The following is a 24,327-nucleotide window of genomic DNA, read 5'->3' as shown; positions in this document are numbered from 1 at the left end:
GGTGGCGGGGGCGTGATTACCGGTGTATGAACCGTGCCCCCTCTTTTCGGCAGACGCACGGGGGTATGGCGTCTCACAAAAAAATCCCGAAAGAAGGACAAAGCCTATCGAAGCAGGATGATTCCGGCAGGAAGCTCGGTCACGCGGGCGCCCACGACGTCGGCCAGCGAGCGGATCGCCGTAATGGGATCGTCCAGCCGGTAGTTTCCGCTGACCCGCGCGCCGGCCAGCCGGTCGCCGATCAGGACGATCGGTGCGCCATGGTAGCGCCGGATGGTGTCGACGATCGCGGCGAAGGGCTGGTCGTGGAACACGTAGCGCCCATCCTTCCAGGCAAGCGCAACCGCCGGGTCCGGCCGGGCGGGCGCCGACAGGCCGTCCACCGTGGCCGTCACCCGGTCACCCGGAACGAGGGTCACCGTCCGGCCCGGCGGTTCCCGCCGGCTGACCGACACCCGTCCGCGCTCCAGGAAGACGGCGTCCTGCCCGCCGTCCGACCGCACGGTGAAGGCGGTGCCGGTCACCTCCACCTCGCTGAAGCCGGCGGTGACGCGGAAAGGGTGGGCGGGGTCGCTGACCACGTCGAAGTAAGCCTGCCCGCGCAGCAGCCGGACGTGGCGCCGGCCCTCGGCGAAATCGAGCGCGACCGCGGAGTCGGTGTCGAGGATCAGCAGGGACCGGTCGGGCAGGGCGATCTCCCGCCGCTCCCCGGCGGCGGTGCGGTGGTCGGCGGTCAGGCGGAGCGCCAATGTGGGCTGGAGATGGACGCCGATGGCCAGCAGCAGCGCGGCGGCCAGCGAGGCCCGCCATCCGAACCGCCCGGACCGCCGCCGCGTCGCGGACCGGGTGGCCGGCGGCGAAGAGGCGGTCTGCGGGTGATGGGCGAGCGTCGCCGCCTGCAGTTCGGGCATGCTCCCAAGCGACGACAGGCGGTCGAACGCCGCCGCGTGGCGCGGGTCGCGGTTCCGCCATGCCTGATAGGCGGCTCGGGTGTGCGGGTCCACGGGCGCGTCGAGAAGCGTCACGAACCAGGTGAGCGCCTCGTCCGTGATCGGGTCCGCATGCCGGTAGGCCCCGGCATCCTGTCCGCCGTCTGCCTTGTCCTGCTCCACGCTTGGTCTTCCACTCTTCCTTGACCGGACTCACGTACAGTTGAGACGTTTCATCGCTCGGCGGGTCACAATTCGCAAACCGCGGGCCATGGCCCGCAGATGGTGATCGTCCTCGCGCCCGTCCAACCGGCTTGACATCTGAAATTGAGAATCATTATCAATCTCGATGTTGCAAGGCCGCCGATGTCGCACCGACCGCGGTGGTGTCCTTTCCGCCGCCGTACCGACAGGGCTATCATGTCCGCAAGCCTGATTGCGATCTATCTCGATCACCGCCGCTCGTTGTTCGGGTGCGCGATGAAGATTGTGCGTGATCTTCAGGTTGCCGAGGATCTGCTGCAGGAAAGTTATCTGCGCGCCTGCAAGGCGGTGGAGAGGGGACCCATCGACAACATCGGGGCTTTCCTCCACCGGACGGTCCATAACCTCGCGCTGGACCATCTCCGGCGCTGCCGGACCCAGGAGCGGTTCGAGGCCGGCCCGGCGGACACTGTCGAGGCGCTGGGCATCGCATCGGAAACCCCTTCGGCGGAAGAACGCCTGCTGCACCGCGAGCGGCTGTCGTGCTTCATGGACGCCCTGGACCGTCTACCGGCGCGGGCCCGGCAGGTGTGGCTTCTGAACCGGGTCGAAGGCCTGTCCTATCCCCAGATCGCCGCCCATCTGGGTGTGTCGCAGGGCACGGTCTTCAACGACATGAAACTGGCGATGGGTCATTTCGTGGACACCATGGCGCGCCGCGACCGCCCCGAATCCACCGCTGCCCGGCCCGGCGGGACGCTCTAGCCGCGGAACACGCTCCCAACCGGAAAGGGTGGGCCGAACCCCGGAGCACGGTAAGCAAATGCACGGATCCGAGTGTGGGTGTATGCATGATGCTTGTCCGTTTAAATCATCGTGGAAATCCCATAAGGTGTCTTATGGAAAATAAACGAGTTAGGCTTGCGCTGCGCGCCGTTGCCCGCAGGATGAAACTGCTGGGGCCGCTCAGCTATCGGAAGGCTGTCGGCACCCTTCGAGCCAAACGTCACCATGACCTTTGGGAACACACGCTCCTGCCGCCAAGCGTTCGATCCGCCTGACACGCTCGTCGAGCGCAGGATCATTGTCACGAAGCTTGAAGGTTGCTGGTGAGATGAGGACGGCCACCAATCGAGCAAACTCCGTGCTGTTTAACTCAGCCGGCGGCCGCCCATAGATTGCTGAACTTGCCTTATGAAAGCCAGTCACCCAACCTTCCGGACCTTCACCCATTTCCAGCGTATCGAGCCAAAGGGCCAGAATCTGATCCTTGGAGAGTCGGCTTTCCAGACCCATCGCATACCCGGTTTGTCGTATCTTCCCAACGCCCGGTTGAAATTTTTCGAAAGCAAGGCGCTTGGAAGCCGATTGCGTGATTGTCGTCGCTCCAGCGCCAGGGGTCGAAAAATCCACTCCGGCGTGATCGACGAAATTTGGGTCTTCAACTTTCAGCAACATCGCCAGATGGTCCGCGCCGAGCGAATCCCCTCCCAAACCTTGAGCTATCAGATCGTCTGCGCGCTGACGCAATTGCGGAGCATCCGATAGAGCGTCCCAGTATCCTTTTCCGCCGTAAGCAATGGCCGCGACGACAAGCAAAGCAACAAGAAGACTTGCGAGCTTGAAAATTCGTCTCATGAGTCGTTTCCCAAGGCGTGATGTATGAGCCGAAGCATTCATTTGGTTTCCCGCTGGTCTGGCCGAGCTGGTCATTCGGGCACAGCGGGCAGCATGATTTCGGCATTATTGCCGAGCGAAGCGATGGTTTCCAGCGTCATGCAGCGCGCGCTGGAAAGGGCTGGAGCGCCCATAGGATCACGGTGAACGGCAACGCCGCCGCCTTGCAGGAGACGTTCGGCACCAGGAACATGCAGGTCGGGTCCAGCCCCTACACCGGCGACGATATGATCATCTGGTAAACCCGCCCGCTGCGCGGATGGGGTTGTCTGGGTGGGCAGGCAATTTTCACAGCGTGAAAATGTGCAAAAATTCGTGGTGGCCCTTCATTTCCCGCAACATGGCTCCCCTTCCGGAAAGCGGCGTGCTAGGCTTTCGTCCGGCCTGTTGAAAGGCCCATGACCGGACCGACGGCCGGACCGGTCGGGAACATCAGGACAAGCCTACCATGAATCACATCGTCGCCCCCTGCTTTCAGGATCAGGGCCTCAAGGACCAGAACCTCAAGGGGTTGGACCGCCCGGAATCGCCCCTTCTGGAGGGCGTCGACGGCATGTGGGCGATGCTGCGCGCCGAGGCGGAGAACGTCGTCGTCAAGGAGCCTTGGCTGCGCCCCTTCATCGACACCGCCATCCTGCTGCACCATGACTTCCCGTCGGCGCTGGGCAGCCTGCTGGCGCGCAAGCTGGGCGACTCCTACATCTCCGCCGACCAGCTCGCCATGCTCGTGCGCTCGGCGGTCGCCGACGCGCCCTGCATCGTCGAGGAGGCCTGCTCCGACCTCCAGGCCATCTGCACGCGTGACCCGGCGGCCGACAACTGCCTGACGCCCTTCCTCTACTACAAGGGCTTCCACGCGCTGGAATGGCACCGCATCGGCCACTGGCTGTGGCGGCGCGAGCGGCGCGACCTCGCCCACTTCCTGCAGAGCCGGGTGTCGGAGGTGTTCGCGGTGGACATCCACCCGGCGGTCCCGGTCGGACGCGGCGTCTTCATCGACCACGGCACCGGCGTGGTGATCGGCGAGACCGCGGTGGTCGGCAACGACGTCTCGATCCTGCAGGAGGTCACGCTCGGCGGCACCGGCAAGGAGCATGGCGACCGTCACCCGAAGGTGCGCGACGGCGTCCTGCTGTCGGCCGGGGCCAAGATCCTCGGCAACATCGAGATCGGCAGCCGCGCCAAGGTCGGAGCCGGCAGCGTGGTGCTGAAGGACGTGCCGCCCTGCGCCACCGTCGTCGGCGTCCCGGCGCGGATCGTCGGCTGGTGCCGCGACACGGTGCCGGCGCTCGCCATGGACCAGACGGTGCCGGAGCCGGAGTATCACATCTAGCGGCCCTGGCCGCTCCGGAACTCCGGCGCGGTCATCTCCTCGCGGGTCAGGGCGATGAACAGGTCCACCACCGGGCTTTTGGAGCGGTTGGCGTCGAAGGCCACCTGGAAGGGGGCCTGATAGGACAGGATCTTGGGCAGCAGAATCCGCAGCCGCCCGGCCTTGACGTAGGGTGCGGCGTAATGGTCCGGCAGATAGCCGGCGTAGGCGCCGGACAGGATCAGCCGCGCCGCCCCCTCCATGTCGCTGACCGTCGCCTTGGGCGTTGATATGGCGAAGATCTTCAGGTCGCGCGATCCCCAATAGCTGCGCGCGACCAGCCGGTAGCGGCGGATTTCGTCCAGGTCGATGGCCTCGTCCGGCAGGGTGAACAGCGGGTGCCCGTCCGCCACGCAGAAGTGGATCGTCTCGTTGTAGAGATCCTGGTAGGACAGGCTGGGCACGATGCGCGGAAAGCTGGCGATGGCGAGTTGCAACTGCCCACCGATGACGTCGCGCAGCAGCTCGTTCGGCGGGCGCACGTTGATGATCAGCGAGACCTCCGGCGCCGCCTCGGTGAAGCGGGCGAAGACACGCTCCAGCGGGGCGCGCGGGTCGGTCAGCGTGTTGTCCACCAGCCCGACAGCCAGCGTGCCGGTCAGCCGCTCGCGCAGGCCGCGCACCCGCCCACGGAAGCGCTCCAGCGTGTCGAACACGCGCCGCGCCTCGTCATAGACCGCCTGCCCTTCCGGGGTGAGCTGGAATCCCGACCGTCCCCGCCGGCACAGCCGCAGGCCCAACCGCGTCTCCAGATCTGCGAAATGGGTTGAGATGGTGGACAGCGACAGGTTCAGTTCGCTCTGCGCCGCACTGAATCCGCCGGCCTCGACGATGGTCATGAACAACCGCAACAGGCGCAGATCCACGGTTTCCAGCTGAATCATCGCCACGACGCCCGCCCTCCCCTGCCCCGCCCGCCGGGTCCGGCCCCCCGATACTTCGGCCTGGATCGAAGTAAGGTACAAAACTTTCTGATTTTCGGGCAACGGCGCCGGGGGTCTAATGATCGCAGGCCGCAATGCTGGCCTCACGAACAGATAAGCTCGTCCGCAAGGAAAGGTCGCATCCATGAACGAGACGACGGGTAAGCAGGGACTTCACGCCGCTTTGACCGGCGGCATCAGCCGGCGCGCCGTCCTGGCCGGAGCGGGCACGCTGGCCACGGTGGCCGCCATCGGCTTTCCGAACATCGTCCGCGCCCAGTCGAAGACGCTGAAGGTCGGCGTCTACGGCGGCTACTTCAAGGAATCCTTCGAAAAGCACATCTTCCCGGAATTCTCTAAGGCCACCGGCATCGCGGTGGAGGCCATTGCCGAGCCGACCGGCGAAGCGTGGCTGGTCCAGCTCGAACAGGCGGCCCGCGCCCGTCAGGCGCCCGCCGACGTCTCGATGATGTCGCAGGTGGCGATGCTGAAGGGGGCCTCGGCGGAGCTGTGGGCTCCCTTCGACCTGTCGAAGATCCCCAACGCTGCCAAGGTCGTCCCGCACCTCATCAACAAATACCCGGACGGCAAGGTCAGCGGCATCGGCGCGGTGTCCTGGTACATCACGCTGGTCACCAACACCAAGAGCTACCCGCAGGCCCCGGACAGCTGGGCGGCGCTGTGGGACCCGGCGAACAAGGACAAGCTGGGCCTGCTGGCGCTGGTCAGCAACAGCTTCCTGCTGGAGGTCACGGCGGCCACTTTCTTCGGCGGCACCAAGCATCTGGACAGCGAGCAGGGGCAGCTCGACTGCTTCAAGAAGCTGGCGGAGCTGAAGTCCAATGTGAAGCTCTGGTACCGCGACGAGGCGCAGTTCGAGGCCTCGCTGAAATCCGGCGAGATTCCGATGGGCCAGTATTACCACGATGTGACCGGCCTTGCCGCCGCGGACGGGCAGCCGGTGCGCTCGACCTTCCCGAAGGAGGGCGGCATCCTCGACTCCGGCAGCTGGGCGGTCACCCGCGCCTCCAAGGCCGGCGACCTCGCGCATGTCTTCGTGGACTACATGTGCCAGCCGTCGATCCAGGCCCTGCTGTCGCGCAAGGTCGGCACCGCCCCGACCATCGACCGCAAGCTGACCGACCTGACCGACCAGGAGTTCGCCGCCGTGTCCTCCGACATCGCGCCGATCATCCCGCGCTACGACCTGTACACGAGCAAGTCCGACTGGCTGAACCAGAAGTGGACGGAAATGATCGTCGGGTGAGTGCCTAACCCCTCTCTCGTCTCGGGAGAGGGAGGGGGCCCGCCGCACCGCGGCGGGAGGGTGAGGGTGCCGCCAAGAATCAGCCCCTCGATTCTCGGACGACCCTCACCCGCCCGCTTTCGCGGGCACCCTCTCCCGGGACGGGAGAGGGGAATCACTCCCTCCATCAGAACAAAGCCATCCCATGTCAGCTCTTGTCCTCGACGGTCTCACCAAACGATACGGTCCCGTGACCGCGGTGCACGGCGCGTCGCTGCGCATCCCGCACGGGCAATTCGTCTGCCTGCTCGGCCCGTCCGGCTGCGGGAAGACGACGCTGCTGCGCATGATCGCCGGGCTGGAGGACCCCTCCGGCGGACGGCTGGTCATCGACGGGCGCGACATCACCACGGCCCCCGCCCACACGCGGGAGTTCGGGATGGTGTTCCAGTCGCTGGCCCTCTTCCCGCACCTGACGGCGGGGGAGAACATCGCCTACCCCCTGCGCATCCGCGGCGCCACGAAGGCCGAGCAGCGCAAGCGCGCCGACGAGCTGCTGGAGCTGGTGCGCCTGCCCGGCGTCGCCGACCGGCCGGTCTCCAAGCTGTCGGGCGGGCAGCGGCAGCGCGTCGCCATCGCCCGCGCGCTGGCGCTGTCGCCCAAGCTGTTCCTGCTCGACGAGCCGCTGTCGGCGCTCGACGCCAAGCTGCGCGAGGCCATGCAGATCGAGCTGAAGCAGCTTCAGCAGCGGCTGGGCATCACCACCATCGTCGTCACCCACGACCAGCGGGAGGCGATGACCATGGCCGACCTCGTGGTGGTGATGTCGCAGGGCCGCATCCATCAGGCGGCCCCGCCGATGGAGGTCTACCGCCAGCCCGCCGACGCCTTCGTCGCCGACTTCATCGGCATGACCAACCTGCTGGAGGGCGAGGTCGCCGCCCCAGGCACCGCCGCCGTGCCCGGCGGCACCCTGCACCTGCCGGACCTGCCGCCGACCGGCCGCGTCCTGCTGTCCGTCCGCCCGGAGGACGTGGTCGTCCACCCCGCCGGGACGGACGGGCCGAACCGGCTGACCGGCACGCTGTCCTTCATGCGCGACCTCGGCGCCAGCGTGGAGTTCCGCATCGACGTGGCCGGGCGGGAGATCGTCGCGCTGTCGCGACCGCAGGAGCGCCCGCCGGTCGCCCCCGGCGGCGCCCTGTCGGTGGAGTTCCCCCCGGCGGCCTGCGTCGTGCTGCCGCCGATGGCGGAGCGCCCGCAATGATCCGCCGCGCGCCCCGTGGCTTGGCCGAGCACGCGCCGATCCTCTTCCCGGCGCTGATGCTGGTCGTCTTCTTCGTCATCCCCTTCAGCCTGATGATCGCGGTCAGCGTCTTCCGGCGCGTGCCCGGCGGCTTCTACGAGCCGGACCTCGTCTTCGCCAACTACGAGCGCTTCCTGACCACCTTCTTCGGCGGGGTGATGTCCTTCTCGCTGGGGCTGGCGGCGCTGGTCGCGGCGCTGTCGGTGGGCATCGCCTTCCCCTTCACCTATCGGCTGGTCAAACTGCCGCGCGGGGCGCAGATCCGCTGGCTGGTCTTCCTGCTGTCGATCCTGTCGCTGTCGGAAGTCATCATCGGCTTCGCCTGGTCCACCCTGCTGTCGCGCACCGCGGGCATCACCAACCTGTTCGTCGCGCTGGGCCTGATGGCCGAACCGCAATCGCTCAGCCCGAGCTTCGGCGCGCTGCTGGCCGGGCTGGTCTATCAGGCCTTCCCCTACACGGTGCTGGTGCTCTACCCCGCCCTTGCCCGCCTCGACCCCTATCTGGAGGAGGCGGCGCGCACGCTCGGCTCCTCGCCGCTGCGCGCCTTCTTCACGGTGGTGGTGCCGGGGCTGCGCAACACCATCGTGGCGACCACGATCATGGTGTTCGTCTTCGCGCTCGGCTCCTACCTGCTGCCGCAGCTTCTGGGACGGCCCCAGCATTGGACGCTGTCGGTGCTCATCACCGATCAGGCGATCTACCAGTCCAACATGCCCTTCGCGGCGGCCATGGCCGTCTTCCTGGTGCTGGTCAGCCTCGCCCTCGTCGGGCTGGCGCTGCTCGCCGGGCGGCGGGAGGAGACGGCCTGATGCTGATGCGCACGCTGAATTCCCTGGCCGCCGGCCTGATCGCCCTGGTCCTGGCCGCCCCCATCCTGGTGGTGGCCGGCGTCTCTGTGAACGAGAAGAAGGCGCTGACCTTCCCGCCGCAGGGCTTCTCGCTCGCCTGGTACGCAGAGGTCTTCACCGATCCCGGCTGGCGCGGCGCGCTGATCACCAGCCTCGTCGTCGCCACCCTGTCGGCGGCGCTGGCGGTGCTGATCGCCTTCCCGCTGGCCTGGTTCCTGTGGCGCTGGCGCGCGCCCTGGGCGCGGGCGTTCGAGGTGCTGGGCATGACGCCCTTCATCCTGCCGCCGGTCATCACCGCGCTGGGCTTCCTCAGCTTCTGGGCGGCGGTCGGCGAGTACGGATCGCCCTGGACGGTGGTGGTCAGCCACGCGGTGTTCTTCGTGACACTGCCGCTGGTCACGCTGTCGCTGGGCTTCGGCGCGGTGGACCGCTCCTACGTGGAGGCGGCGGCGACCATGGGGGCGGACGACCGGACGGTGCTGCGCACGGTGGTGATGCCGCTGGTGCGGCCCTACGTGATCTCCGGCTTCGCCTTCGCCTTCGTGCTGTCGCTGAACGAGTACATCGTGGCCTACATGGTGGTCGGCTTCACGCTGGAAACGCTGCCCATCAAGATCTTCAACGCGCTCCGCTACGGCTACACCCCGACCATGGCCGCCGTGACGGTGCTGTTCGTGTCGCTGACGGCGGTGGTCTTCGGGCTGATCGCGTGGTTCGGCGACCTGCCCCGCCTGCTCGGCGCCTGGGCCAAGAACGACTAACCTTCTTTCCTTTTTCAAAGAGATCCGGACGATGATCGACCCTCAGAAGCTTGATCGTTTGCGTACGAAGTACAGCGGCTCCGGCGGCGACGACTTCCACGATCCGGAGTTCCAGCGGGTGGCCGCCCTCCAGTTCTCCGGCGGCAAGCGGGTGCAGCCCTTCGCCGGGGTGTCCACCCTGCTCGACGCCCCCTACCGCCCCGACGCGGCCGACGCCGCGGACTTCGGCGGGCTGGACATCGCGCTGATCGGCGTGCCGATGGACCTGGGCGTCACCAACCGGGCCGGCGCCCGCCTCGGCCCGCGCGCCGTGCGCGGGATGGAGCGCATCGGCCCCTACGAGCACGCCCTGCGCATGGTCCCGGCGGCCTCATGCAAGCTCGCCGACGTGGGCGACGTGCCGCTGTCCAGCCGCTTCAGCCTGGAGGCCTGCCACGGCGACATCCTGGCCTTCTACAACCGCGTGATGGACGCCGGCGTCGTCCCGCTGTCGGTGGGCGGCGACCATTCCATCACCTATTCGATCCTCAAGGCGCTGGGCCGCGAGCGCCCGGTGGGCATGATCCATTTCGACGCCCATTGCGACACCGGCGGCCCCTACGAGGGCGCCAAGTTCCACCATGGCGGCCCCTTCCGGCAGGCGGTTCTGGACGGCGTGCTGGACCCGGAACGCACGGTGCAGATCGGCATCCGCGGCAGCACCGAATATCTGTGGGAGTTCTCCTACGACAGCGGCATGACCGTGATCCACGCGGAGGACATCCCGGAGCGCGGCATCGCCAGCGTCATCGAGACGGCGCGCAAGGTGGTGGGCGACGGGCCGGTCTACGTCTCCTTCGACGTGGATTGCCTGGACCCGGTCTTCGCCCCCGGCACCGGCACCCCGGAGGTCGGCGGCCTGACCACACGGGAGGCGCTGGCGATCCTGCGCGGGCTCGACGGGCTGGACATCATCGGCGGCGACGTGGTGGAGGTGGCACCCCAGTACGACGCGACGACCAACACCGCCCACGCCGGCGCGCAGATGCTGTTCGAGATCCTTTGCCTGTCGGTGCGCGCCCTCGCCAACCGCCAAGGCCGAGGCTGACCGCATGCGGCTGACCCTCTTCCAGACGGACGCGGAGCCCGGTGCGCCGCACCGCAACCTCGACCGTCTGGAACGGGCGGCGGCGGAGGCGGCGGAGCGCGGCCCCGCCCTGCTCGTCGGGCCGGAAATGGGCCTGACCAGCTACGACATCGGCGCCGAGACGGTGCGCGCCCTGGCCGAGCCGGTGGACGGGCCGATGGCCGCGCGGGTCGCCGAGATCGCCCGGCGGCACGGCATCGCCATCCTCTACGGCTATCCGGAGCGCGGGGCGGACGGCGCCGTTTACAACGCCGCGCAGTTGATCGGGTCGGACGGTCAGTCCCTGCTGAACCAGCGCAAGACCCATCTCTACGGCGACCTCGACCGCGGCTCCTTCGCGCCGGGCGGCGACGCCTTCCCGACCGCAGAGGTCGACGGGATGCGGGTCGGCGTCGCGATCTGCTACGACGTGGAGTTCCCGGAACTCGTGCGTCGCCACGCCCTGGCCGGGGTGGACGTGCTGCTGGTGCCGACCGCGCTGATGACGCCCTACGAGATCGTCGCCACCACCGTCATCCCCGCCCGCGCCTTCGAAAACGGCATCTTCGTCGCCTACGCCAACCGCTGCGGGCGGGAGGGAACGTTGCGCTATTGCGGGCTCAGCAGCGTGGCGGCGCCGGACGGATCGGTGCTGGCGCGGGCCGGCGACGGCGAGGCGCTGCTGACCGTCGATCTGGACGCTGCCCTGCGCCGGGTCGGCACGCATCTGGCGGACCGCCGCCCGGACCTGTACGGTGCGGTCTCCAGTACGCCTGGGAAGGGCGGTTCGTAGAGGAAGCACAGGACATGCCGGTCACCATCGACGACATTCACGCCGCCGCCGAACGGCTGGCCGGACGCATCAGCCGCACGCCCTTCCTGCGCTCCGAAACCCTGTCGCAAATCACCGGCGCCGAGGTCTGGGTCAAGCTGGAGAATCTCCAGTTCACCGCCTCCTTCAAGGAGCGTGGGGCGGCCAACCGGCTGCTGCACCTGACGCCGGAGGAGCGGCAGGCCGGGGTGATCGCCATGTCGGCCGGCAACCACGCCCAGGCCGTGGCCTACCACGCGAAGCGGCTGGGCATCGCGGCGACCATCGTCATGCCGCGCTTCACCCCCTTCGTGAAGGTCAAGCGCACGCGCTACCACGGCGCCACCGTCATCCTGGAGGGCGATTCCCTAGCCGAGGCCGCGGCCTTCGCCCACGACCTCGCCAAGCGGGACGGGCTGGTCTTCGTCCATCCCTACGACGACGACGCGGTGATCGCCGGCCAGGGCACCGTCGTGCTGGAGATGCTGGCGGAGGTGCCGGACCTCGACGCGCTGGCCATCCCGGTGGGCGGCGGCGGGCTGGCCGCCGGGGCCGCGGTCGCCGCCCGCGCGCTGCGGCCCGGCCTGGAGGTCGTCGGGGTGGAGGTGGAGACCTACCCCGCCGCGGCGCAGCGCCTCGCCGGGCAGCCGGTCAAGGTCGGCGGCCCGACGGTGGCCGAGGGCATCGCCGTGCGCGACGTCGGCGACCGGCCCATGGACATCCTGAAGCAGAACGGCTGCGACGTGGTGCTGGTGCCCGAGGCGGTGATCGAGCGCGCCATCGCCATGCTGATCGAGGTGGAGAAGACCGTGGCGGAGGGCGCCGGGGCCGCCGGTCTGGCCGCCCTGCTCTTCCACCCCGAGCGCTTCCGCGGCAAGCGGGTCGGTTTGATCGTGTCGGGCGGCAACATCGACACGCGCACGCTCGCCAACGTGCTGATGCGCGGCTTTGCCCGCGACGGGCGCCTGATCAACCTGGACATCGACGTGGCCGACCAGCCCGGCGCGCTGGCCCAGGTGGCCCGCATCGTGGCGGAGTGCGGTGGCAACATCATCGACGTGCAGCATCAGCGCCTGTTCGGCGCCTTCTCCGTCAAGTCCGCAGAGGTCGCCCTGCTGATCGAGGTCGAGGACGAGGGCCACGGCGACCGCATCACCGAAGCCCTGCGCGGCGCCGGCCTGCCCGTCCGCAAGGCGGTGGTGGCGGAAGCCGTGCAGCCATTGTCCAGCGCGCGGCCCTGAGCCGAAGCCCTTCGCTTGCGACGCATTAGCCCTCTCCCCTCCGGGGAGAGGGTGGCCCGGAGGGCCGGTGAGGGGGTTGCGCTTGTGCCGGACGACCCGACACGCGCACCCCCCTCACCCTAACCCTCTCCCCAGAGGGGAGAGGGGACATTGGGCTGCCCATGGATTGAGCATCCTTCCCGAACGCCGCTGCCTTTCGCGGCACATGTCGGGGGGCCGCGCACGGGTCTCCCGCCCCGCCGGTTGTGGCACGGGCCATGCACTTCGCGCCTGTTCATTCGCGGAGGTCATGGATCATGTCGTCGCTGGAATCACCAACCCGACCCCACCCGGTTGACGAGAGGCTTCCGCTGCTGCGCCTGCTGGCGCTGGGCATGCAGCATGTGATGGTGATGTACGCGGGCGCCATCGCCGTGCCGCTCATCATCGGCGGCGCGCTGAAGCTGCCCAAGGACCAGATCGCGCTCCTCATCAACGCCGACCTGTTCGCCTGCGGCATCGTCACGCTGATCCAGACGCTGGGCTTCTGGAAGTTCGGCATCCGCCTGCCGGTGATGATGGGCGTCACCTTCGCCGCGGTCGGGCCGATGGTCGCCATGGCGGGGAACCCGTCGCTGGGGCTTCTCGGCATCTACGGCGCGGTGATCGGGGCCGGCGTCTTCGCCACGCTGGCCGCCCCGCTGGTCGGGCGCCTGCTGCCGCTGTTCCCGCCGGTGGTGACGGGAACCGTGATCGCCATCATCGGCATCTCGCTGATGCGGGTGGGCATCACCTGGGCCGGCGGCGGGGCCGGGAACCCGAATTTCGGCGATCCGCTCTATCTCGGCGTCGCCCTGTTCGTGCTGGCGGTGATCCTGCTGATCACCAAGTACGCCAAGGGCTTCTGGGCCAACATCTCGGTCCTGCTTGGCATCGTCGCCGGCTTCGCCCTGACCATGGTTCTGGGGCTGGTCAGCTTCGACGGGGTGGGACAGGCCAAGTGGGTGGACGTGATCTACCCGTTCCAGTTCGGCATGCCGGTCTTCGAGTTCTGGTCGATCCTGACCATGTCGCTGGTGATGATCGTCGTCATGATCGAATCCACCGGCATGTTCCTGGCGGTGGGCGAGATGGTCGGCCGCCCGGTGACGCCGGAGCAGTTGACCCGCGGCCTGCGCACGGACGGGCTGGGCACGCTGATCGGCGGCGTCTTCAACACCTTCCCTTACACCTCCTTCTCGCAGAATGTCGGGCTGGTCGGGATCACCGGGGTGCGCAGCCGCTGGGTCTGCGTGGCGGGCGGCGTCATCCTGGTCGCCTTCGGCCTGTTCCCGAAACTGGCGCACGTCGTCGCCTCCGTCCCCACCTATGTGCTGGGCGGGGCCGGGCTGGTGATGTTCGGCATGGTCGCGGCGACCGGCATCAAGATCCTGGCGAAGGTCGATTACACGACCAACCGCGGCAACATCTACGTCGTTGCCATCAGCATCAGCCTGGGCATGGTGCCGCTGGTCGCCGACAAGATCTTCCAGAAGATGCCGCCCTTCCTGTCGCCGCTCCTGCACAGCGGCATCCTTCTCGGCACCATCGCCGCGGTCCTGCTGAACCTGTTCTTCAATGGGCTGGGCAAGGCCAGCAGCGAGGAATTCGTCGCCGCCGCCAAAACCGCGGAGGCGTGAGGGCGACGCCCAATTGGGATCGAGGGCCGGTTGGGATCAGAGGATTGATCCCGACCGGACGTCACTGCGTCGGGCGTTGCTCGAAGACGCCCGGTCCGGGATCGCGGGCCGGCTCCACGGCGATGTCACTGACCACGGCGGCGGAGGGGCCGCGGCGGCAGGCTTCCAGCATCCGATCCACGGCGTCCGCCGGGCCGGCGAACAGCGCCTCCACCGTTCCGTCGCCGCGGTTGCGCACCCAACCGGCCAGCCCCAGCCGGTTCGCCGTGTCCACCGTCCAGCCGCGGTACCAGACGCCCTGCACCTTGCCATGAACGCGGGCCAGCACGGCCTTGCGGTTTTCCTCATCCGCCATTCTTATCCCCGGTATCGTTTCCGTACGGTCAGGACAATAGGACAAGAGCCGGTTCCGGAAAACCCGGCGCGCCCCGGCGCCTTCCCCTCCCCCAATGAACAGTGCCGCCAACCATTCGTCGGCGTATCATCCGTGCATGGCGGGGCGCGGGACCTCCTGTGACCGCCGGGCCGCGACAGCGAAGGCCGCGACCGGGCACGGGCGGGCTCGCACCCCCTGAACGAACGGTTCGGGAGGAACGGACATGACCATCCGAAACCCTGCGGAATGGGGAGCGGCACATTTCAAATCCTGGTCCCACGGCTTGGCCGAAGCGGGCCACGCCATCGCCCCGCCGGCGCGGGAACGGGCGGCGCTGGAGCCCACGGTGCGGCGCATCCGCAGCGACGACCTGCGCGACGCGCTGAGGAAAGGGCTCCATGACTTCATGGCCTGCCGGACCGACGTCCTCTTCATCGCCCTGATCTACCCGCTGGTCGGGCTGCTGCTGGCCGAACTTCTGCTCCACGGGAACGCGCTGCACCTGCTGTTTCCGCTGGCCTCCGGCTTCGTGCTGATCGGCCCCTTCGCCGCGGTCGGCCTCTACGAAATGAGCCGCCGACGCGAGCGGGGCGACCAAGTGTCCTGGGCCGACGCCTTCGCGGTGGCGCGCTCCCCGGCCTTCGGCGCGATCCTGGCGATGGGAGCGATCCTGACGGTGGTGTTCCTGCTGTGGTTGGTGGCCGCGCAGCTCATCTACATGGCGACCCTCGCTCCGCTGGCGCCGGAGGGGTGGAGCGCCTTCACCCAGGCCCTGTTCACCACCCGCGCCGGCTGGGCGATGATCGTGCTGGGGGTCGGGGTCGGCTTCCTGTTCGCCGTTCTGGCGCTGGCGATCAGCGTGGTCAGCTTCCCGCTTCTCATGGACCGCCGGGTCGGCGTGGCGACGGCCATCCGCACTTCCGTGCGCGCAACGCTGAGGAATCCCGAGCCCATGGCGCTGTGGGGCCTGATCGTGGCGGGCGGGCTGCTGCTCGGCTCGCTGCCCGCCTTCGTCGGGCTGGTGATCGTCATGCCGGTGCTCGGCCACGCCACATGGCACCTCTACCGTCGCCTGATCCCGGAATGAGGCGGTTAGGCTAGCCGCAGGCCGGCACCTGCAGGGCCGGCAACCCGTTCCACAGGATGGCGACCAGCGAACCCGCGGCGGCGAGTCCGGTGAACAGGCGGATGAAGCGGCGCGGGTCCTCGCTGGTCCGCCGGCCCGGCGCGGCGCCCCACAGCGCCGCCGCCAGCACGCCCGCGGCCAGCAGCAGAGCGACCGCCGTGGCGCCGAGGATCAGCACCACCGCGACGGGGTGGCCGTACAGGTCCGCCCCGTCCCACTCGCGGGCGCAGATCAGCCCGTTGATGCCGTAGATCGCCGCGAAATGGACCGCCCAGATCAGAAAGGCCGACATCATCCCGGTGAAGGTCGCGGTAAACGCCGTCCTTTCCATGGTCCACCTCACACGGCCAGACGCGGAAACAGATGCACCAGCAGGAGGGACACGATCCCCTGCCCGCAGGTGTAGAGCCACACCAGCATCACATTGTCGAAGGTGACGCGGCGCCGCGCGTGCAGCCGCCCGGCGAAGGAGCGCGCCAGCGTGAAGCCGGTCATCAGGACCAGGATCACGACATGGAAGACCTGCCAGGAGGCCAGCATGTAGACGATGGCGCCATAGGCGCTCTCCGACGCCACGAGACCGCTGGCGATGCGGTTGTAGGGCTCGGCCACCGCGGCGGCCAGCATCAGCAGGACACCGGCGAGCAGGAGGCCCCGCATCGCCCAGGAGCGGTTGCCGGCAACGGCGCGGCTCGCCAGCAGCATCGCCCCCGCCGCCACGATCCAGAGCGCCACCTCGCCGAACAGCCACCCCAGCCCCGGCAGGGAGTCGGTGCCCACCGGCCAGACGTCCGGGCTGACCGTCCACAGGAAGACGTAGGTGAAGCACAGGCAGGCGAAGGCCGTCCCGTCCACCAGCAGCAGGACCGCCGTCCCCCACCAGGAATGGTTCTCCGATCCCTGGAGATAGACCGGCACGCGCCAGCCGCCGCCGACGTCCTGCGGCGGATGGTCGGCCCCCTTGTCGAGACTCCACACCCACCAGAAGACCGAGGCGATGGCCAGCACCCCCGGCACCAGCGACACCCAGTAGAGCTGCACAGCCAGACAGATGAAATGGGCGGCGGTGAACAGCCCGGCCAGGAAATGGCTCCAGTGCGGTCCGGGCATCGGCATCAGATACTGCGGCCGGGCCTCGATCGGGCTGGTCACGATGGTCTCGCGCCGGCGGGTCGGGGCGCCGGGCAGGTAATGGGCGCCCTCCTGCACCTCGCGCGACAGGTTCGGGTTGTCCCACAGCGGGTAGAGCGAGCGGACATGCGGGATGCTGCGCGTCGCGTAGTCGTCGTTCGGAATCCACTCCAGAGTCCCCGCCTTCCACGGATTCTCCGGCGCCGGGCGGCCCCGGCCGAAGGCGTCGCGCGCCATGTCGATCAGCACCAGCAGGACGCCGAAGGCCATCACGAAGGCCCCGACGGTCGAGACCATGTTCAGGACGTTCCAGCCCAGATCCCCCGGGTAGGTGTAGACGCGGCGCGGCATGCCCATCAGGCCGCTGACATGCATGGGGAAGAAGGCGACGTTGAAGCCGATGAACATCATCCAGAAGGCCCAACGCCCCAGCCGCTCCGACAGCATGGTGCCCTTCATCGTCGGCCACCAGTGATACAGCCCGGCGAAGACCGGGAAGACCATGCCGCCGATCAGCACGTAATGCAGGTGCGCCACCACGAAGTAGCTGTCATGGGCCTGCCAGTCGAAGGGAATGACCGCCACCATCACTCCGGTCAGGCCGCCGGCCACGAAGATGAACAGGAAGCCCAGCAGGAACCACGTCGCCACCGTCCATTGCAGCCGCCCCTTGCCCAGCGTGGCGATCCAGGCGAAGACCTGGATTCCGGCGGGCACCGACACGGCCATGCTGGCGGCGGAGAAGAAGCTCAGGCTCAGCGGCGGGATGCCGGTGGCGAACATGTGGTGCACCCACAGGCCGAAGCTGAAGAAGCCGGTGCCGACCAGCGCCACCACCACCCAGTCGTGGCCGACCAGCGGCCGCTGCGCCAGAGCCGGCACCATCATCGACACCAGCCCCGCCGCCGGCAGGAAGATGATGTAGACCTCCGGATGGCCGAAGAACCAGAACAGGTGCTGCCAGAGCAGCGGGTCGCCGCCCCGCTCCGCGATGAAGAAGGGCCAGTCGAAGGCGCGCTCGATCTCCAGAAGCGCGGTCGCGATGATCACCGCCGGGAAGGCGAAGACGATCATCCCGGCCATGACCAGCATCGACCAGCAATAGACCGGGATCTTGTCCAGCGTCATGCCGGGCGGGCGGGTGCGCAGGATGCCGACGATGATCTCGATGGCCCCGGCGATGGCCGAGATCTCGATGAAGCCGATGCCGAGCAGCCAGAAATCGGCGTTGATGCCCGGCGAGAACTTCATGCTGGTCAGCGGCGGGTACATGAACCAGCCGCCGTCCGGCGCCACCTCGAAGATCAGCGAGCAGAAGAAGGCCAGCCCGCCGAACAGATAGGCCCAGAAGGCGAAGGCCGACAGCCGCGGAAAGGGCAGGTCGCGCGCCGCCAGCATGGAGGGCAGCAGGAAGACGCCGATGGCCTCGACGATGGGCACGGCGAACAGGAACATCATGCCCGTGCCGTGCACGGTGAAGAACTGGTTGTAGAGGCTGTGCCCCAGAACGTCGTTCTCCGGCACGGCGAGCTGCGTCCGCATGACCAGCGCCAGCGTGCCCGAGATGACGAAGAACAGCAGCGCCGTGGCGATGTACATCACCCCGATGATGTTGTTGTTCACCTCCTTCAGCAGGCCGAGGCCGGAGGTCGGCTTCCAGGCGCGCTTCAGCGCCTCCAGCTCCTCCTTCGGGCGCGGCAGGCGGTTGGGCAGGGCGGCATCGTCGAGCGGCGGGGTCATTTCAGGCTCTCCAGCCAGACGGCGATGGCGTGCAGATCGTCGCCGCCCAGGATCGGGAAGGACGGCATGCGGTTTTCCGGCTTGATGTGCTGCGCCCCGGCGATCCAGCCGGCCAGCGCCTCCGGCGTGTTGGGCAGCGTCCCGGCGGCCAGCGCGTCGCGCCCGCCGACATGGGTCAGGTCCGGCCCGGCCGCCCCGTTGGCCGACGTGCCGCGCACCGTGTGGCAGGACCCGCAGCCGGCGCGCAGGAAGGCGTCGCGCCCGGCGGCCTGCTGCGGCCCGGCAGGTTCGGCGGCGGGGCGGCGCTCGGCGGCCAGCCACTCCTCGAAGCGGTCGGGCGGCTCCACCACCACGTCGAAGGCCATCAGCGCGTGCTGGGCGCCGCAGTACTCGGCGCACTGGCCGCGGTAGGTGCCGGACCGCTCCCCGACCAGGATCAGCCGGTTCTCGTGGCCGGGGATCATGTCCATCTTGCCGCCCAGGCTGGGCACCCAGAAGCTGTGGATGACGTCCGCCGCGGTCACCACCACCTCCACCGGGCGCCCGGCCGGGATGACGAGGCGGTTGGCGATGCGCAGGACCTCACCCCCTTCCACCCTCACGTCGGGATAGCGGACCTCCCACCACCACATGTAGCCGGTGACCTCGATGCGCAGCGGCTCCACCCCGCCGGTGTCCGACAATTGCCGGGCCACGGCGAACTCGTAGACCTGAAGCGCGGTCAGCGTGACGATGGGAAAGACGAGGCCGCCGCCGATGATCCAGGCGCGGCTTCCGGGGAAGCGCTCCGGCCGGGCGATGACGGCGTACCCCGCCAGCGCCATGACGAAAAGGAAGATGACCCCACCCCCGGCGACGAGAATCAGCGTCAGGTCGAGGATCGCCTCGGCGTTGCGTCCGGCGGGGTGAAGCGCGGATTGCGGCCCTCGCTCGCAGGCCGCCAGGAGCCCCATTCCGCCGGCCAGGGCCGCCCCCCGCCACTTCCGTCTGCGTCCCTCGCTGCGGCCAGACCTGCGGTCCATGCACCCCCCTCGCGGCGTTGGCCCGCGGCGGCGGGCGTCGTCGTTGCACGGCTAAACTCACGGCAAGGCCGCAGGTTCCGCCGGAACTTCGGTCAGCGGGGGAGCATTCATTCGGGGACGAACACTCACAACCGGCGGAGCGTCCCATCCATGCGCAGAGTTCTGACGATCATCGGGCTGGTTCTGGGCGCCCAAGCGGTGGGGGGCTTCCTGTTCGCCTGGTCGGGGCTCTACAGCATCGCCGCCAGCAAGGAGCACTGGCCGCCGGTCCACTGGTTCTTCAGCATGGCGATGCGCAGCTCCATCGAGACGCACGCCGCCTTCGTGAGCGCTCCGCCCGACCTGGACGACCCGGCGCTGATCCGGCGCGGCGCCGGCCATTACGAGGATGGTTGCGCCCCCTGCCACGGCGCGCCGGACGTGGGGCGCAACCCGATCTCGCGCCACATGCTGCCCACCCCGCCCTTCCTGCCGGGCCATGCCGGGGACTGGACGGACACGCAGCTCTATTGGATCACCTACAACGGCATCAAATACGCCGGCATGCCCGCCTGGCCGGCGCAGGCGCGCGACGACGAGCCGTGGGCGGTGGCCGCCTTCCTGCGCCGGCTCGACGGCATGAGCGCCGAGGAGTACCGCCGTCTGGCCTTCGGGGAGACACAGCCGGACGGCGACCGCTCGGCGCTGAGCGATCTGGCGATGCTGGACGGCTCCGCCCGCGAGGTGCTGGACAATTGCGCCCGCTGTCACGGCTATGACGGCGCCGGGGGCGGCGCCGGGGACAGCGCCGCCGCCTTCCCCCGCCTGTCCGGCCAAAACGCCGACTATCTCTTCCACGCGCTGAAGGCCTACGCCGAAGGCGGGCGGCACAGCGGCATCATGCAGCCGGTGGCCGCCGGGCTTGACGATTCGATCCTGCGCACCCTGGCCAACCACTATGCGGGGCAGACGGCGGCGCCCTATCCGCCTCCGCCCGCCGACGCCGCTCCGGCCCTGCTGGAACTGGGCGCCCGGCTGGCCGAGTCCGGCGACCGCGGCACTGGCGTGCCGGCCTGCTCCGGCTGCCACGGCGAGGACCGCGACCCGCGCTACCCCCGCCTCGACGGGCAGCACGCGAGCTACATCGCCGACCAGCTCCGCCTCTGGCAGAAGGACGCGCACGGCGACACGCCGCTGTCCAGGATCATGGGCGCTGCGGTGCGCAACCTGACGGAGGAGCAGATCCGCGCCCTGTCGCTGCACTACGCGCTGAGCCGCCCACGGGAGACGGCGGAGGCGGAGGGAAAGCGCTGAACCCCACCCCTCGAGGAGGCGCCGGCCATTCAAGCGCAACAATGGTTAGTTTTACTGATTTTCCGTATCACGGAATAATTCGCGCATTCCTCTGACGGGCGGGATGAAGCGGGACCTATGGTTTTGCGCCCACGGAGCACAGGCCGCGAAGGCAGTCCGCGGGCGGATCAATCATGGGAGGAACCGATGTCCAAACGCTTTTCCCTGCTGCTGTCCACCGCGGCGGTTCTGACGATGCTCGGCACGCTGCCGGCCTACGCCGCCGATCCCGCCCTGGAAGCCAACGTCCGCAAAACGGTGAGCCCGCAGACCCAGACTTGGCTCGCCGACCCGGCGGTCGTCGACGCCGTCAAGGCCCAGAACGCTCAGAACAAGGGCCTCGACCAGGCCAAGATCGACGCCATGGACAACGACTGGAAGGCGGCGGCCAAGGCCAAGTCCGCCAACCCCACCTACGACAAGATCGCCGCCAACGCCGTGACCAAGCGCCTGAAGGAGGTCACGGACAAGAGCAACGGCCGGATCGTGGAAATCCTGCTGATGGACAACCGCGGCCTCAACGTGGCCCAGACCGGCGGCACCTCCGACTATTGGCAGGGCGACGAGCCGAAGTGGCAGAAGGTCTACAGCGGCGGCTCCGACCTCTACATGACCGACCCGGAGAAGGACGCCGAGACGAACGCCATGCTGACCGAGGTCAGCGTTCCGGTGATCGATCCGGCCAGCAAGGAGAAGATCGGCGTGGCGATGATCGTGCTCGACACCAACAAGCTCGGCAACTGACGGGGCGCGGCTTCCCGTCGGTCCGCTCCATTCGGACAGCGGCCAGCCGGGGAGCCGCTTACCCAGCGTTCTCCACCAGGAAGCGCTGGAAAGCGTCCACGTCCAGCGGGCGGCTGATCAGGAAGCCCTGGATGCGCGTGCAGCGCTGGCGGCGCAGCATGTCCGCCTGCTCCTCCGTCTCCACCCCTTCGGCGATGGTGTCGAAGCCCAGGCTGTCGGCGAGGTTCACGATGGTGTTGACGATGGCCGGGTCGGTGGAGGACTGCACGATGTCGCGGACGAAGCTGCGGTCGATCTTCAGCGTGTTGATCGGGAACCGCTTCAGATAGGCCAGGGAGGAATAGCCGGTCCCGAAATCGTCGATGGACAGGCGGATGCCGATCCCCTTCAGCCCGTGCAGGATGGTCACCGCCTTCTCGATGTCGCCGATCATGGCGCCCTCGGTCAGCTCCAGCTCCAGCCGCTCCGGCGGGACGCCGCTGCGCTCCACCACGTCGCGCACGAAATTCACCAGACGCGCGTCCTGGAACTGGCGCGGCGACAGGTTGACCGACACCGACGCGATGTCCAACCCGGCGGCCAGCCAGCCGGCCAGCCGGCCGCAGGCCTCCCTCAGGGTCCAGGCGCCGATTTCCCAGATCAGGCCGGTCTCCTCGGCCAGCGGGATGAACTCCGCCGGGCTGACGAGGCCGCGCACCGGGTGGTGCCAGCGGATCAGCGCCTCCGCCCCGATCACCCGGTGGAAGCCGCGCTGCGGCATGTCCACCTTGGGCTGGAAATGCAGCGCGAACTCCTCGCCGGTCGCGGCGGCGCGGCGCAGGTCGCTTTCCAGCCCCAACGTGAAGCCGGTGCGCTCCCGCATGCCCGCCTCGTAGAAGACGAACTTGCATTCCGGGTTGCGCTTGGCGTGGTACATGGCGAGGTCGGCGTTGCGCAGAAGCTGGTCCGCCGTCTCGCCGTCGTCGGGGAAGAAGGCGACGCCGATCGAGGCGCCGCAGAAAAGCTCCTGATTGTGGACGGCGAAGGGCTCGCCCATCGAATAGAGCACCTTCTCGACCAGCCGGGCGCCGGCGGCGCGGTCCACCGCGTCGGGCGCCACGATCAGGAACTCGTCGCCGCCGAGCCGTCCCACCGTGTCGGACACGCGGGTGCAGTTGCGCAGGCGCTTGGCCACCAGCTTCAGCAGGTCGTCACCGGCGTGGTGGCCCAGCGTGTCGTTCACCTGCTTGAAGCGGTTGAGGTCGAGGAAGGCCACGGCGACCTTGGTGCGCATGCGCTGGGCGCGCACGATGGCCTCCTCCAGCCGCTCGCAGACCAGCCAGCGGTTGGGCAAGTCGGTCAGCCGGTCGAAGCTGGCCTGATAGCGGATCTGGTGTTCCTGGTACTTGCGCTGGCTGATGTCGGCGAGCGTCAGCACGTAATGCTCCAGCGCCCCGCCCGGCGCACGCACCGCCGTGACCGACAGCGAGGCCGCGAAGGCGTCGCCGGAATGGCGGAAGCTGGTCACCTCGCCCTGCCAGCGCCCCTCCGTGCGCGCGGTGCGCCAGATGTCCTCGATGAAGGCGCGCTCGTGGGAACCGGGGGCGAAGATCACCAGCGGGCGGTGGAGAAGCGCCTCCCGCTGGAAGTCGGTCATCACCTCGTAGGCCGGGTTGACCGCCTGCACCGACAGATCGGGGTCCACGATCAGGATGCCGTCGGCCACGCTGTCGAAGACGGTGGCGAGCAGCCGGATCTTTTCCTCGTGCTGCTTGCGCTCGGTGATGTCCTGGACGGTGCCTTCGTAATAGCGGATGCGGCCCTGCGGATCGCGCACGCAGCGCGCGTTCTCCGAAATCCAGATGATCGAACCGTCGTTGCGGAAGACCCGCGCCTCGAAGCTCTGCACCACGTCGCGCTCGGCCATCAGGCGGGCAAAGGCCTCGCGCTTGCCGGGATCGACGTAGAGCTGGCCGGCGATGTCCGTCAGGTTGTCGATTAGGTCGGCCGGCGACCGGTAGCCGTAGATGCGCGACAGCGCCGGGTTGACCCGCAGATAACGCCCGTCCACCGTGGTCTGGTAAATACCTTCGACCGCGTTCTCGAAAATACTTCTGTATTGCTCTTCCGTCTCTTGGCTCATGGACCGGGCCTCATCTGGCGCGAGAGCGTTGGCCTCAGGAAAAAGCATGCGAAGGACCTGAGCGGGCAATTGCGATGGACGCCTCTTTTGCGCCGCAAAAAAGTAGAAGGCGGATCGCGACGCGCGTCAAGGCGGTTCGTTTTATATTTTTCACAATTGCAATAAAAGAGGCATATGACTCATCCCGCCCGGACGTTGCATCGCCACACCGCCGGGTGGCGGAAAGGCCACAGAATCGAGCTGAACCACCGGTTCGGACCGCCGGCAAACAAAAAGGGCCGGATCGCTCCGGCCCTCGCTGCGCGCGGGATTTCCGCCCTGTAAGAGACTCCGCCGGACTCAGTGCCCGTGCGTGCCCGTCTTCGCGCCTTCCTTCAGGACGAAGTGGCGCGAGCAGTAGGGGCATTCGACCTTCCCCTCGGCGCTCAGCGTCAGATAGACCAGCGGGTGGCCGAGCGCACCGCCGCCGCCGTCGCATCCGACGGTCAGGGTCTCGACTTCGATCGTTTCAACTGGCTGCATGGCAGACATCCTCCACTTTGACACACGCGCGCGTTAACGCCATCGTTAAGATGCCCACCGAATGAGGCACGCGCGCGGGGTCGGATCATACCCAACGCGCCGGACGGATCAAGTGATTGGACAGTGAT

The 24,327-nt window shown here is 68.3% G+C and carries 23 protein-coding genes; 14 read left to right on the top strand and 9 right to left on the bottom strand.

What is annotated here, in order from left to right:
• Positions 1 to 104: 104 nt before the first annotated feature.
• Positions 105 to 1,112, bottom strand: coding sequence for a FecR family protein (locus tag Sp245p_RS34005; RefSeq protein WP_014199852.1), 1,008 nt, complete (start codon positions 1,110 to 1,112; stop codon positions 105 to 107).
• Between the two features lie 183 nt (positions 1,113 to 1,295).
• Here Sp245p_RS34005 and Sp245p_RS34000 point away from each other — a divergent pair, with 183 nt between their 5' ends.
• Positions 1,296 to 1,898 (top strand): RNA polymerase sigma factor, encoded by a 603-nt coding sequence (locus tag Sp245p_RS34000; protein ID WP_338084179.1) that lies wholly within the window; start codon positions 1,296 to 1,298, stop codon positions 1,896 to 1,898.
• A 201-nt stretch (positions 1,899 to 2,099) separates the two neighbouring features.
• Here Sp245p_RS34000 and Sp245p_RS33995 read toward each other — a convergent pair whose 3' ends face one another.
• The gene (locus tag Sp245p_RS33995; protein ID WP_165360031.1) at positions 2,100 to 2,771 is read right to left on the bottom strand and encodes a transglycosylase domain-containing protein; all 672 of its coding nucleotides are present in this window, start codon (positions 2,769 to 2,771) and stop codon (positions 2,100 to 2,102) included.
• A 20-nt stretch (positions 2,772 to 2,791) separates the two neighbouring features.
• Between Sp245p_RS33995 and Sp245p_RS33990 the strand changes: the two genes are divergently transcribed.
• Together Sp245p_RS33990 and cysE are read left to right on the top strand one after the other, a co-directional pair.
• Positions 2,792 to 3,052 (top strand): hypothetical protein, encoded by a 261-nt coding sequence (locus Sp245p_RS33990; protein WP_109139313.1) that lies wholly within the window; start codon positions 2,792 to 2,794, stop codon positions 3,050 to 3,052.
• Between the two features lie 206 nt (positions 3,053 to 3,258).
• Complete coding sequence (gene cysE / locus Sp245p_RS33985; protein ID WP_014199849.1) at positions 3,259 to 4,143, top strand: serine O-acetyltransferase; 885 nt, start codon at positions 3,259 to 3,261, stop codon at positions 4,141 to 4,143.
• Here cysE and Sp245p_RS33980 read toward each other — a convergent pair.
• Entirely contained in the window at positions 4,140 to 5,066 is a 927-nt protein-coding gene (locus Sp245p_RS33980) for a LysR family transcriptional regulator (protein WP_041814323.1), read from the bottom strand. The two genes, cysE and Sp245p_RS33980, sit on opposite strands and share 4 nt — an antisense overlap.
• A gap of 184 nt (positions 5,067 to 5,250) precedes the next feature.
• On the opposite strand from Sp245p_RS33980, the gene Sp245p_RS33975 reads away from it, so the two are divergent.
• From Sp245p_RS33975 to Sp245p_RS33940, 8 genes are all read left to right on the top strand, one after another.
• The gene (locus tag Sp245p_RS33975; protein WP_014199847.1) at positions 5,251 to 6,372 is read left to right on the top strand and encodes an ABC transporter substrate-binding protein; all 1,122 of its coding nucleotides are present in this window, start codon (positions 5,251 to 5,253) and stop codon (positions 6,370 to 6,372) included.
• Positions 6,373 to 6,556: 184 nt separating this feature from the next.
• On the top strand, positions 6,557 to 7,618 hold the full coding sequence (locus Sp245p_RS33970; protein ID WP_041814319.1) for an ABC transporter ATP-binding protein: 1,062 nt from the start codon (positions 6,557 to 6,559) through the stop codon (positions 7,616 to 7,618).
• Positions 7,615 to 8,469: an ABC transporter permease gene (locus Sp245p_RS33965; protein ID WP_014199845.1), complete on the top strand. Its 855-nt coding sequence runs from the start codon at positions 7,615 to 7,617 to the stop codon at positions 8,467 to 8,469. The genes Sp245p_RS33970 and Sp245p_RS33965 overlap by 4 nt, the downstream gene beginning before the upstream one ends.
• A complete protein-coding gene (locus tag Sp245p_RS33960) occupies positions 8,469 to 9,269 on the top strand; it encodes an ABC transporter permease (RefSeq protein WP_014199844.1) in 801 nt (266 codons plus the stop codon). The genes Sp245p_RS33965 and Sp245p_RS33960 overlap by 1 nt, the downstream gene beginning before the upstream one ends.
• Positions 9,270 to 9,300: 31 nt before the next feature.
• Complete coding sequence (gene speB, locus Sp245p_RS33955; protein ID WP_014199843.1) at positions 9,301 to 10,356, top strand: agmatinase; 1,056 nt, start codon at positions 9,301 to 9,303, stop codon at positions 10,354 to 10,356.
• Positions 10,357 to 10,360: 4 nt separating this feature from the next.
• A complete protein-coding gene (locus Sp245p_RS33950) occupies positions 10,361 to 11,167 on the top strand; it encodes a carbon-nitrogen hydrolase family protein (protein WP_014199842.1) in 807 nt (268 codons plus the stop codon).
• 14 nt (positions 11,168 to 11,181) lie between these two features.
• Complete coding sequence (locus tag Sp245p_RS33945; RefSeq protein ID WP_109139312.1) at positions 11,182 to 12,426, top strand: threonine ammonia-lyase; 1,245 nt, start codon at positions 11,182 to 11,184, stop codon at positions 12,424 to 12,426.
• A 296-nt stretch (positions 12,427 to 12,722) separates the two neighbouring features.
• Complete coding sequence (locus Sp245p_RS33940) at positions 12,723 to 14,084, top strand: nucleobase:cation symporter-2 family protein (protein ID WP_014199841.1); 1,362 nt, start codon at positions 12,723 to 12,725, stop codon at positions 14,082 to 14,084.
• 61 nt (positions 14,085 to 14,145) lie between these two features.
• On the opposite strand, the gene Sp245p_RS33935 is transcribed toward Sp245p_RS33940, so the two are convergent.
• Positions 14,146 to 14,439, bottom strand: coding sequence for an acylphosphatase (locus Sp245p_RS33935; protein ID WP_014199840.1), 294 nt, complete (start codon positions 14,437 to 14,439; stop codon positions 14,146 to 14,148).
• Between the two features lie 244 nt (positions 14,440 to 14,683).
• Between Sp245p_RS33935 and Sp245p_RS33930 the strand changes: the two genes are divergently transcribed.
• Positions 14,684 to 15,547, top strand: a complete 864-nt coding sequence (locus Sp245p_RS33930; RefSeq protein WP_014199839.1) for a DUF2189 domain-containing protein — start codon at positions 14,684 to 14,686, stop codon at positions 15,545 to 15,547.
• Between the two features lie 10 nt (positions 15,548 to 15,557).
• Here Sp245p_RS33930 and Sp245p_RS33925 read toward each other — a convergent pair whose 3' ends face one another.
• The 3 genes from Sp245p_RS33925 to coxB are packed head-to-tail and all read right to left on the bottom strand — an operon-like array spanning position 15,558 to position 19,479.
• Positions 15,558 to 15,917, bottom strand: a complete 360-nt coding sequence (locus Sp245p_RS33925) for a hypothetical protein (RefSeq protein ID WP_014199838.1) — start codon at positions 15,915 to 15,917, stop codon at positions 15,558 to 15,560.
• A gap of 8 nt (positions 15,918 to 15,925) precedes the next feature.
• Complete coding sequence (gene ctaD / locus Sp245p_RS33920; RefSeq protein WP_014199837.1) at positions 15,926 to 18,457, bottom strand: cytochrome c oxidase subunit I; 2,532 nt, start codon at positions 18,455 to 18,457, stop codon at positions 15,926 to 15,928.
• Complete coding sequence (coxB, locus tag Sp245p_RS33915; protein WP_014199836.1) at positions 18,454 to 19,479, bottom strand: cytochrome c oxidase subunit II; 1,026 nt, start codon at positions 19,477 to 19,479, stop codon at positions 18,454 to 18,456. Before coxB ends, ctaD begins: the two co-directional genes overlap by 4 nt.
• 150 nt (positions 19,480 to 19,629) lie before the next feature.
• On the opposite strand from coxB, the gene Sp245p_RS33910 reads away from it, so the two are divergent.
• Both Sp245p_RS33910 and Sp245p_RS33905 read left to right on the top strand, forming a co-directional pair.
• Positions 19,630 to 20,772 carry a c-type cytochrome gene (locus tag Sp245p_RS33910; protein WP_014199835.1) on the top strand — a complete coding sequence of 381 codons (1,143 nt, stop codon included), beginning with the start codon at positions 19,630 to 19,632 and terminating at the stop codon, positions 20,770 to 20,772.
• 186 nt (positions 20,773 to 20,958) lie between these two features.
• Positions 20,959 to 21,555: a PDC sensor domain-containing protein gene (locus tag Sp245p_RS33905; RefSeq protein ID WP_014199834.1), complete on the top strand. Its 597-nt coding sequence runs from the start codon at positions 20,959 to 20,961 to the stop codon at positions 21,553 to 21,555.
• 58 nt (positions 21,556 to 21,613) lie between these two features.
• On the opposite strand, the gene Sp245p_RS33900 is transcribed toward Sp245p_RS33905, so the two are convergent.
• Both Sp245p_RS33900 and Sp245p_RS33895 read right to left on the bottom strand, forming a co-directional pair.
• Positions 21,614 to 23,677: a putative bifunctional diguanylate cyclase/phosphodiesterase gene (locus Sp245p_RS33900; RefSeq protein ID WP_014199833.1), complete on the bottom strand. Its 2,064-nt coding sequence runs from the start codon at positions 23,675 to 23,677 to the stop codon at positions 21,614 to 21,616.
• Positions 23,678 to 24,016: 339 nt separating this feature from the next.
• Entirely contained in the window at positions 24,017 to 24,199 is a 183-nt protein-coding gene (locus tag Sp245p_RS33895) for a zinc-finger domain-containing protein (protein WP_014199832.1), read from the bottom strand.
• Between the last annotated feature and the right edge of the window lie 128 nt (positions 24,200 to 24,327).

The sequence above is a fragment of the Azospirillum baldaniorum genome (genome assembly GCF_003119195.2).
In the GTDB taxonomy this organism is placed as follows: domain Bacteria; phylum Pseudomonadota; class Alphaproteobacteria; order Azospirillales; family Azospirillaceae; genus Azospirillum; species Azospirillum baldaniorum.
Note: the sequence above shows the minus strand (reverse complement) of the source record. Positions and strands in the feature narration are given on the sequence as shown.

Bases quoted from the DNA above. Each gene is read 5' to 3' on its own strand.
- Sp245p_RS34000 (WP_338084179.1), top strand. From the start codon at position 1,296: ATGTCGCACCGACCGCGGTGGTGTCCTTTCCGCCGCCGTACCGACAGG.
- Sp245p_RS33995 (WP_165360031.1), bottom strand. From the start codon at position 2,771: ATGAGACGAATTTTCAAGCTCGCAAGTCTTCTTGTTGCTTTGCTTGTC.
- Sp245p_RS33990 (WP_109139313.1), top strand. From the start codon at position 2,792: ATGTATGAGCCGAAGCATTCATTTGGTTTCCCGCTGGTCTGGCCGAGC.
- cysE (WP_014199849.1), top strand. From the start codon at position 3,259: ATGAATCACATCGTCGCCCCCTGCTTTCAGGATCAGGGCCTCAAGGAC.
- Sp245p_RS33980 (WP_041814323.1), bottom strand. From the start codon at position 5,066: ATGATTCAGCTGGAAACCGTGGATCTGCGCCTGTTGCGGTTGTTCATG.
- Sp245p_RS33975 (WP_014199847.1), top strand. From the start codon at position 5,251: ATGAACGAGACGACGGGTAAGCAGGGACTTCACGCCGCTTTGACCGGC.
- Sp245p_RS33970 (WP_041814319.1), top strand. From the start codon at position 6,557: ATGTCAGCTCTTGTCCTCGACGGTCTCACCAAACGATACGGTCCCGTG.
- Sp245p_RS33965 (WP_014199845.1), top strand. From the start codon at position 7,615: ATGATCCGCCGCGCGCCCCGTGGCTTGGCCGAGCACGCGCCGATCCTC.
- Sp245p_RS33960 (WP_014199844.1), top strand. From the start codon at position 8,469: ATGCTGATGCGCACGCTGAATTCCCTGGCCGCCGGCCTGATCGCCCTG.
- speB (WP_014199843.1), top strand. From the start codon at position 9,301: ATGATCGACCCTCAGAAGCTTGATCGTTTGCGTACGAAGTACAGCGGC.
- Sp245p_RS33950 (WP_014199842.1), top strand. From the start codon at position 10,361: ATGCGGCTGACCCTCTTCCAGACGGACGCGGAGCCCGGTGCGCCGCAC.
- Sp245p_RS33945 (WP_109139312.1), top strand. From the start codon at position 11,182: ATGCCGGTCACCATCGACGACATTCACGCCGCCGCCGAACGGCTGGCC.
- Sp245p_RS33940 (WP_014199841.1), top strand. From the start codon at position 12,723: ATGTCGTCGCTGGAATCACCAACCCGACCCCACCCGGTTGACGAGAGG.
- Sp245p_RS33935 (WP_014199840.1), bottom strand. From the start codon at position 14,439: ATGGCGGATGAGGAAAACCGCAAGGCCGTGCTGGCCCGCGTTCATGGC.
- Sp245p_RS33930 (WP_014199839.1), top strand. From the start codon at position 14,684: ATGACCATCCGAAACCCTGCGGAATGGGGAGCGGCACATTTCAAATCC.
- Sp245p_RS33925 (WP_014199838.1), bottom strand. From the start codon at position 15,917: ATGGAAAGGACGGCGTTTACCGCGACCTTCACCGGGATGATGTCGGCC.
- ctaD (WP_014199837.1), bottom strand. From the start codon at position 18,457: ATGACCCCGCCGCTCGACGATGCCGCCCTGCCCAACCGCCTGCCGCGC.
- coxB (WP_014199836.1), bottom strand. From the start codon at position 19,479: ATGGACCGCAGGTCTGGCCGCAGCGAGGGACGCAGACGGAAGTGGCGG.
- Sp245p_RS33910 (WP_014199835.1), top strand. From the start codon at position 19,630: ATGCGCAGAGTTCTGACGATCATCGGGCTGGTTCTGGGCGCCCAAGCG.
- Sp245p_RS33905 (WP_014199834.1), top strand. From the start codon at position 20,959: ATGTCCAAACGCTTTTCCCTGCTGCTGTCCACCGCGGCGGTTCTGACG.
- Sp245p_RS33900 (WP_014199833.1), bottom strand. From the start codon at position 23,677: ATGAGCCAAGAGACGGAAGAGCAATACAGAAGTATTTTCGAGAACGCG.
- Sp245p_RS33895 (WP_014199832.1), bottom strand. From the start codon at position 24,199: ATGCAGCCAGTTGAAACGATCGAAGTCGAGACCCTGACCGTCGGATGC.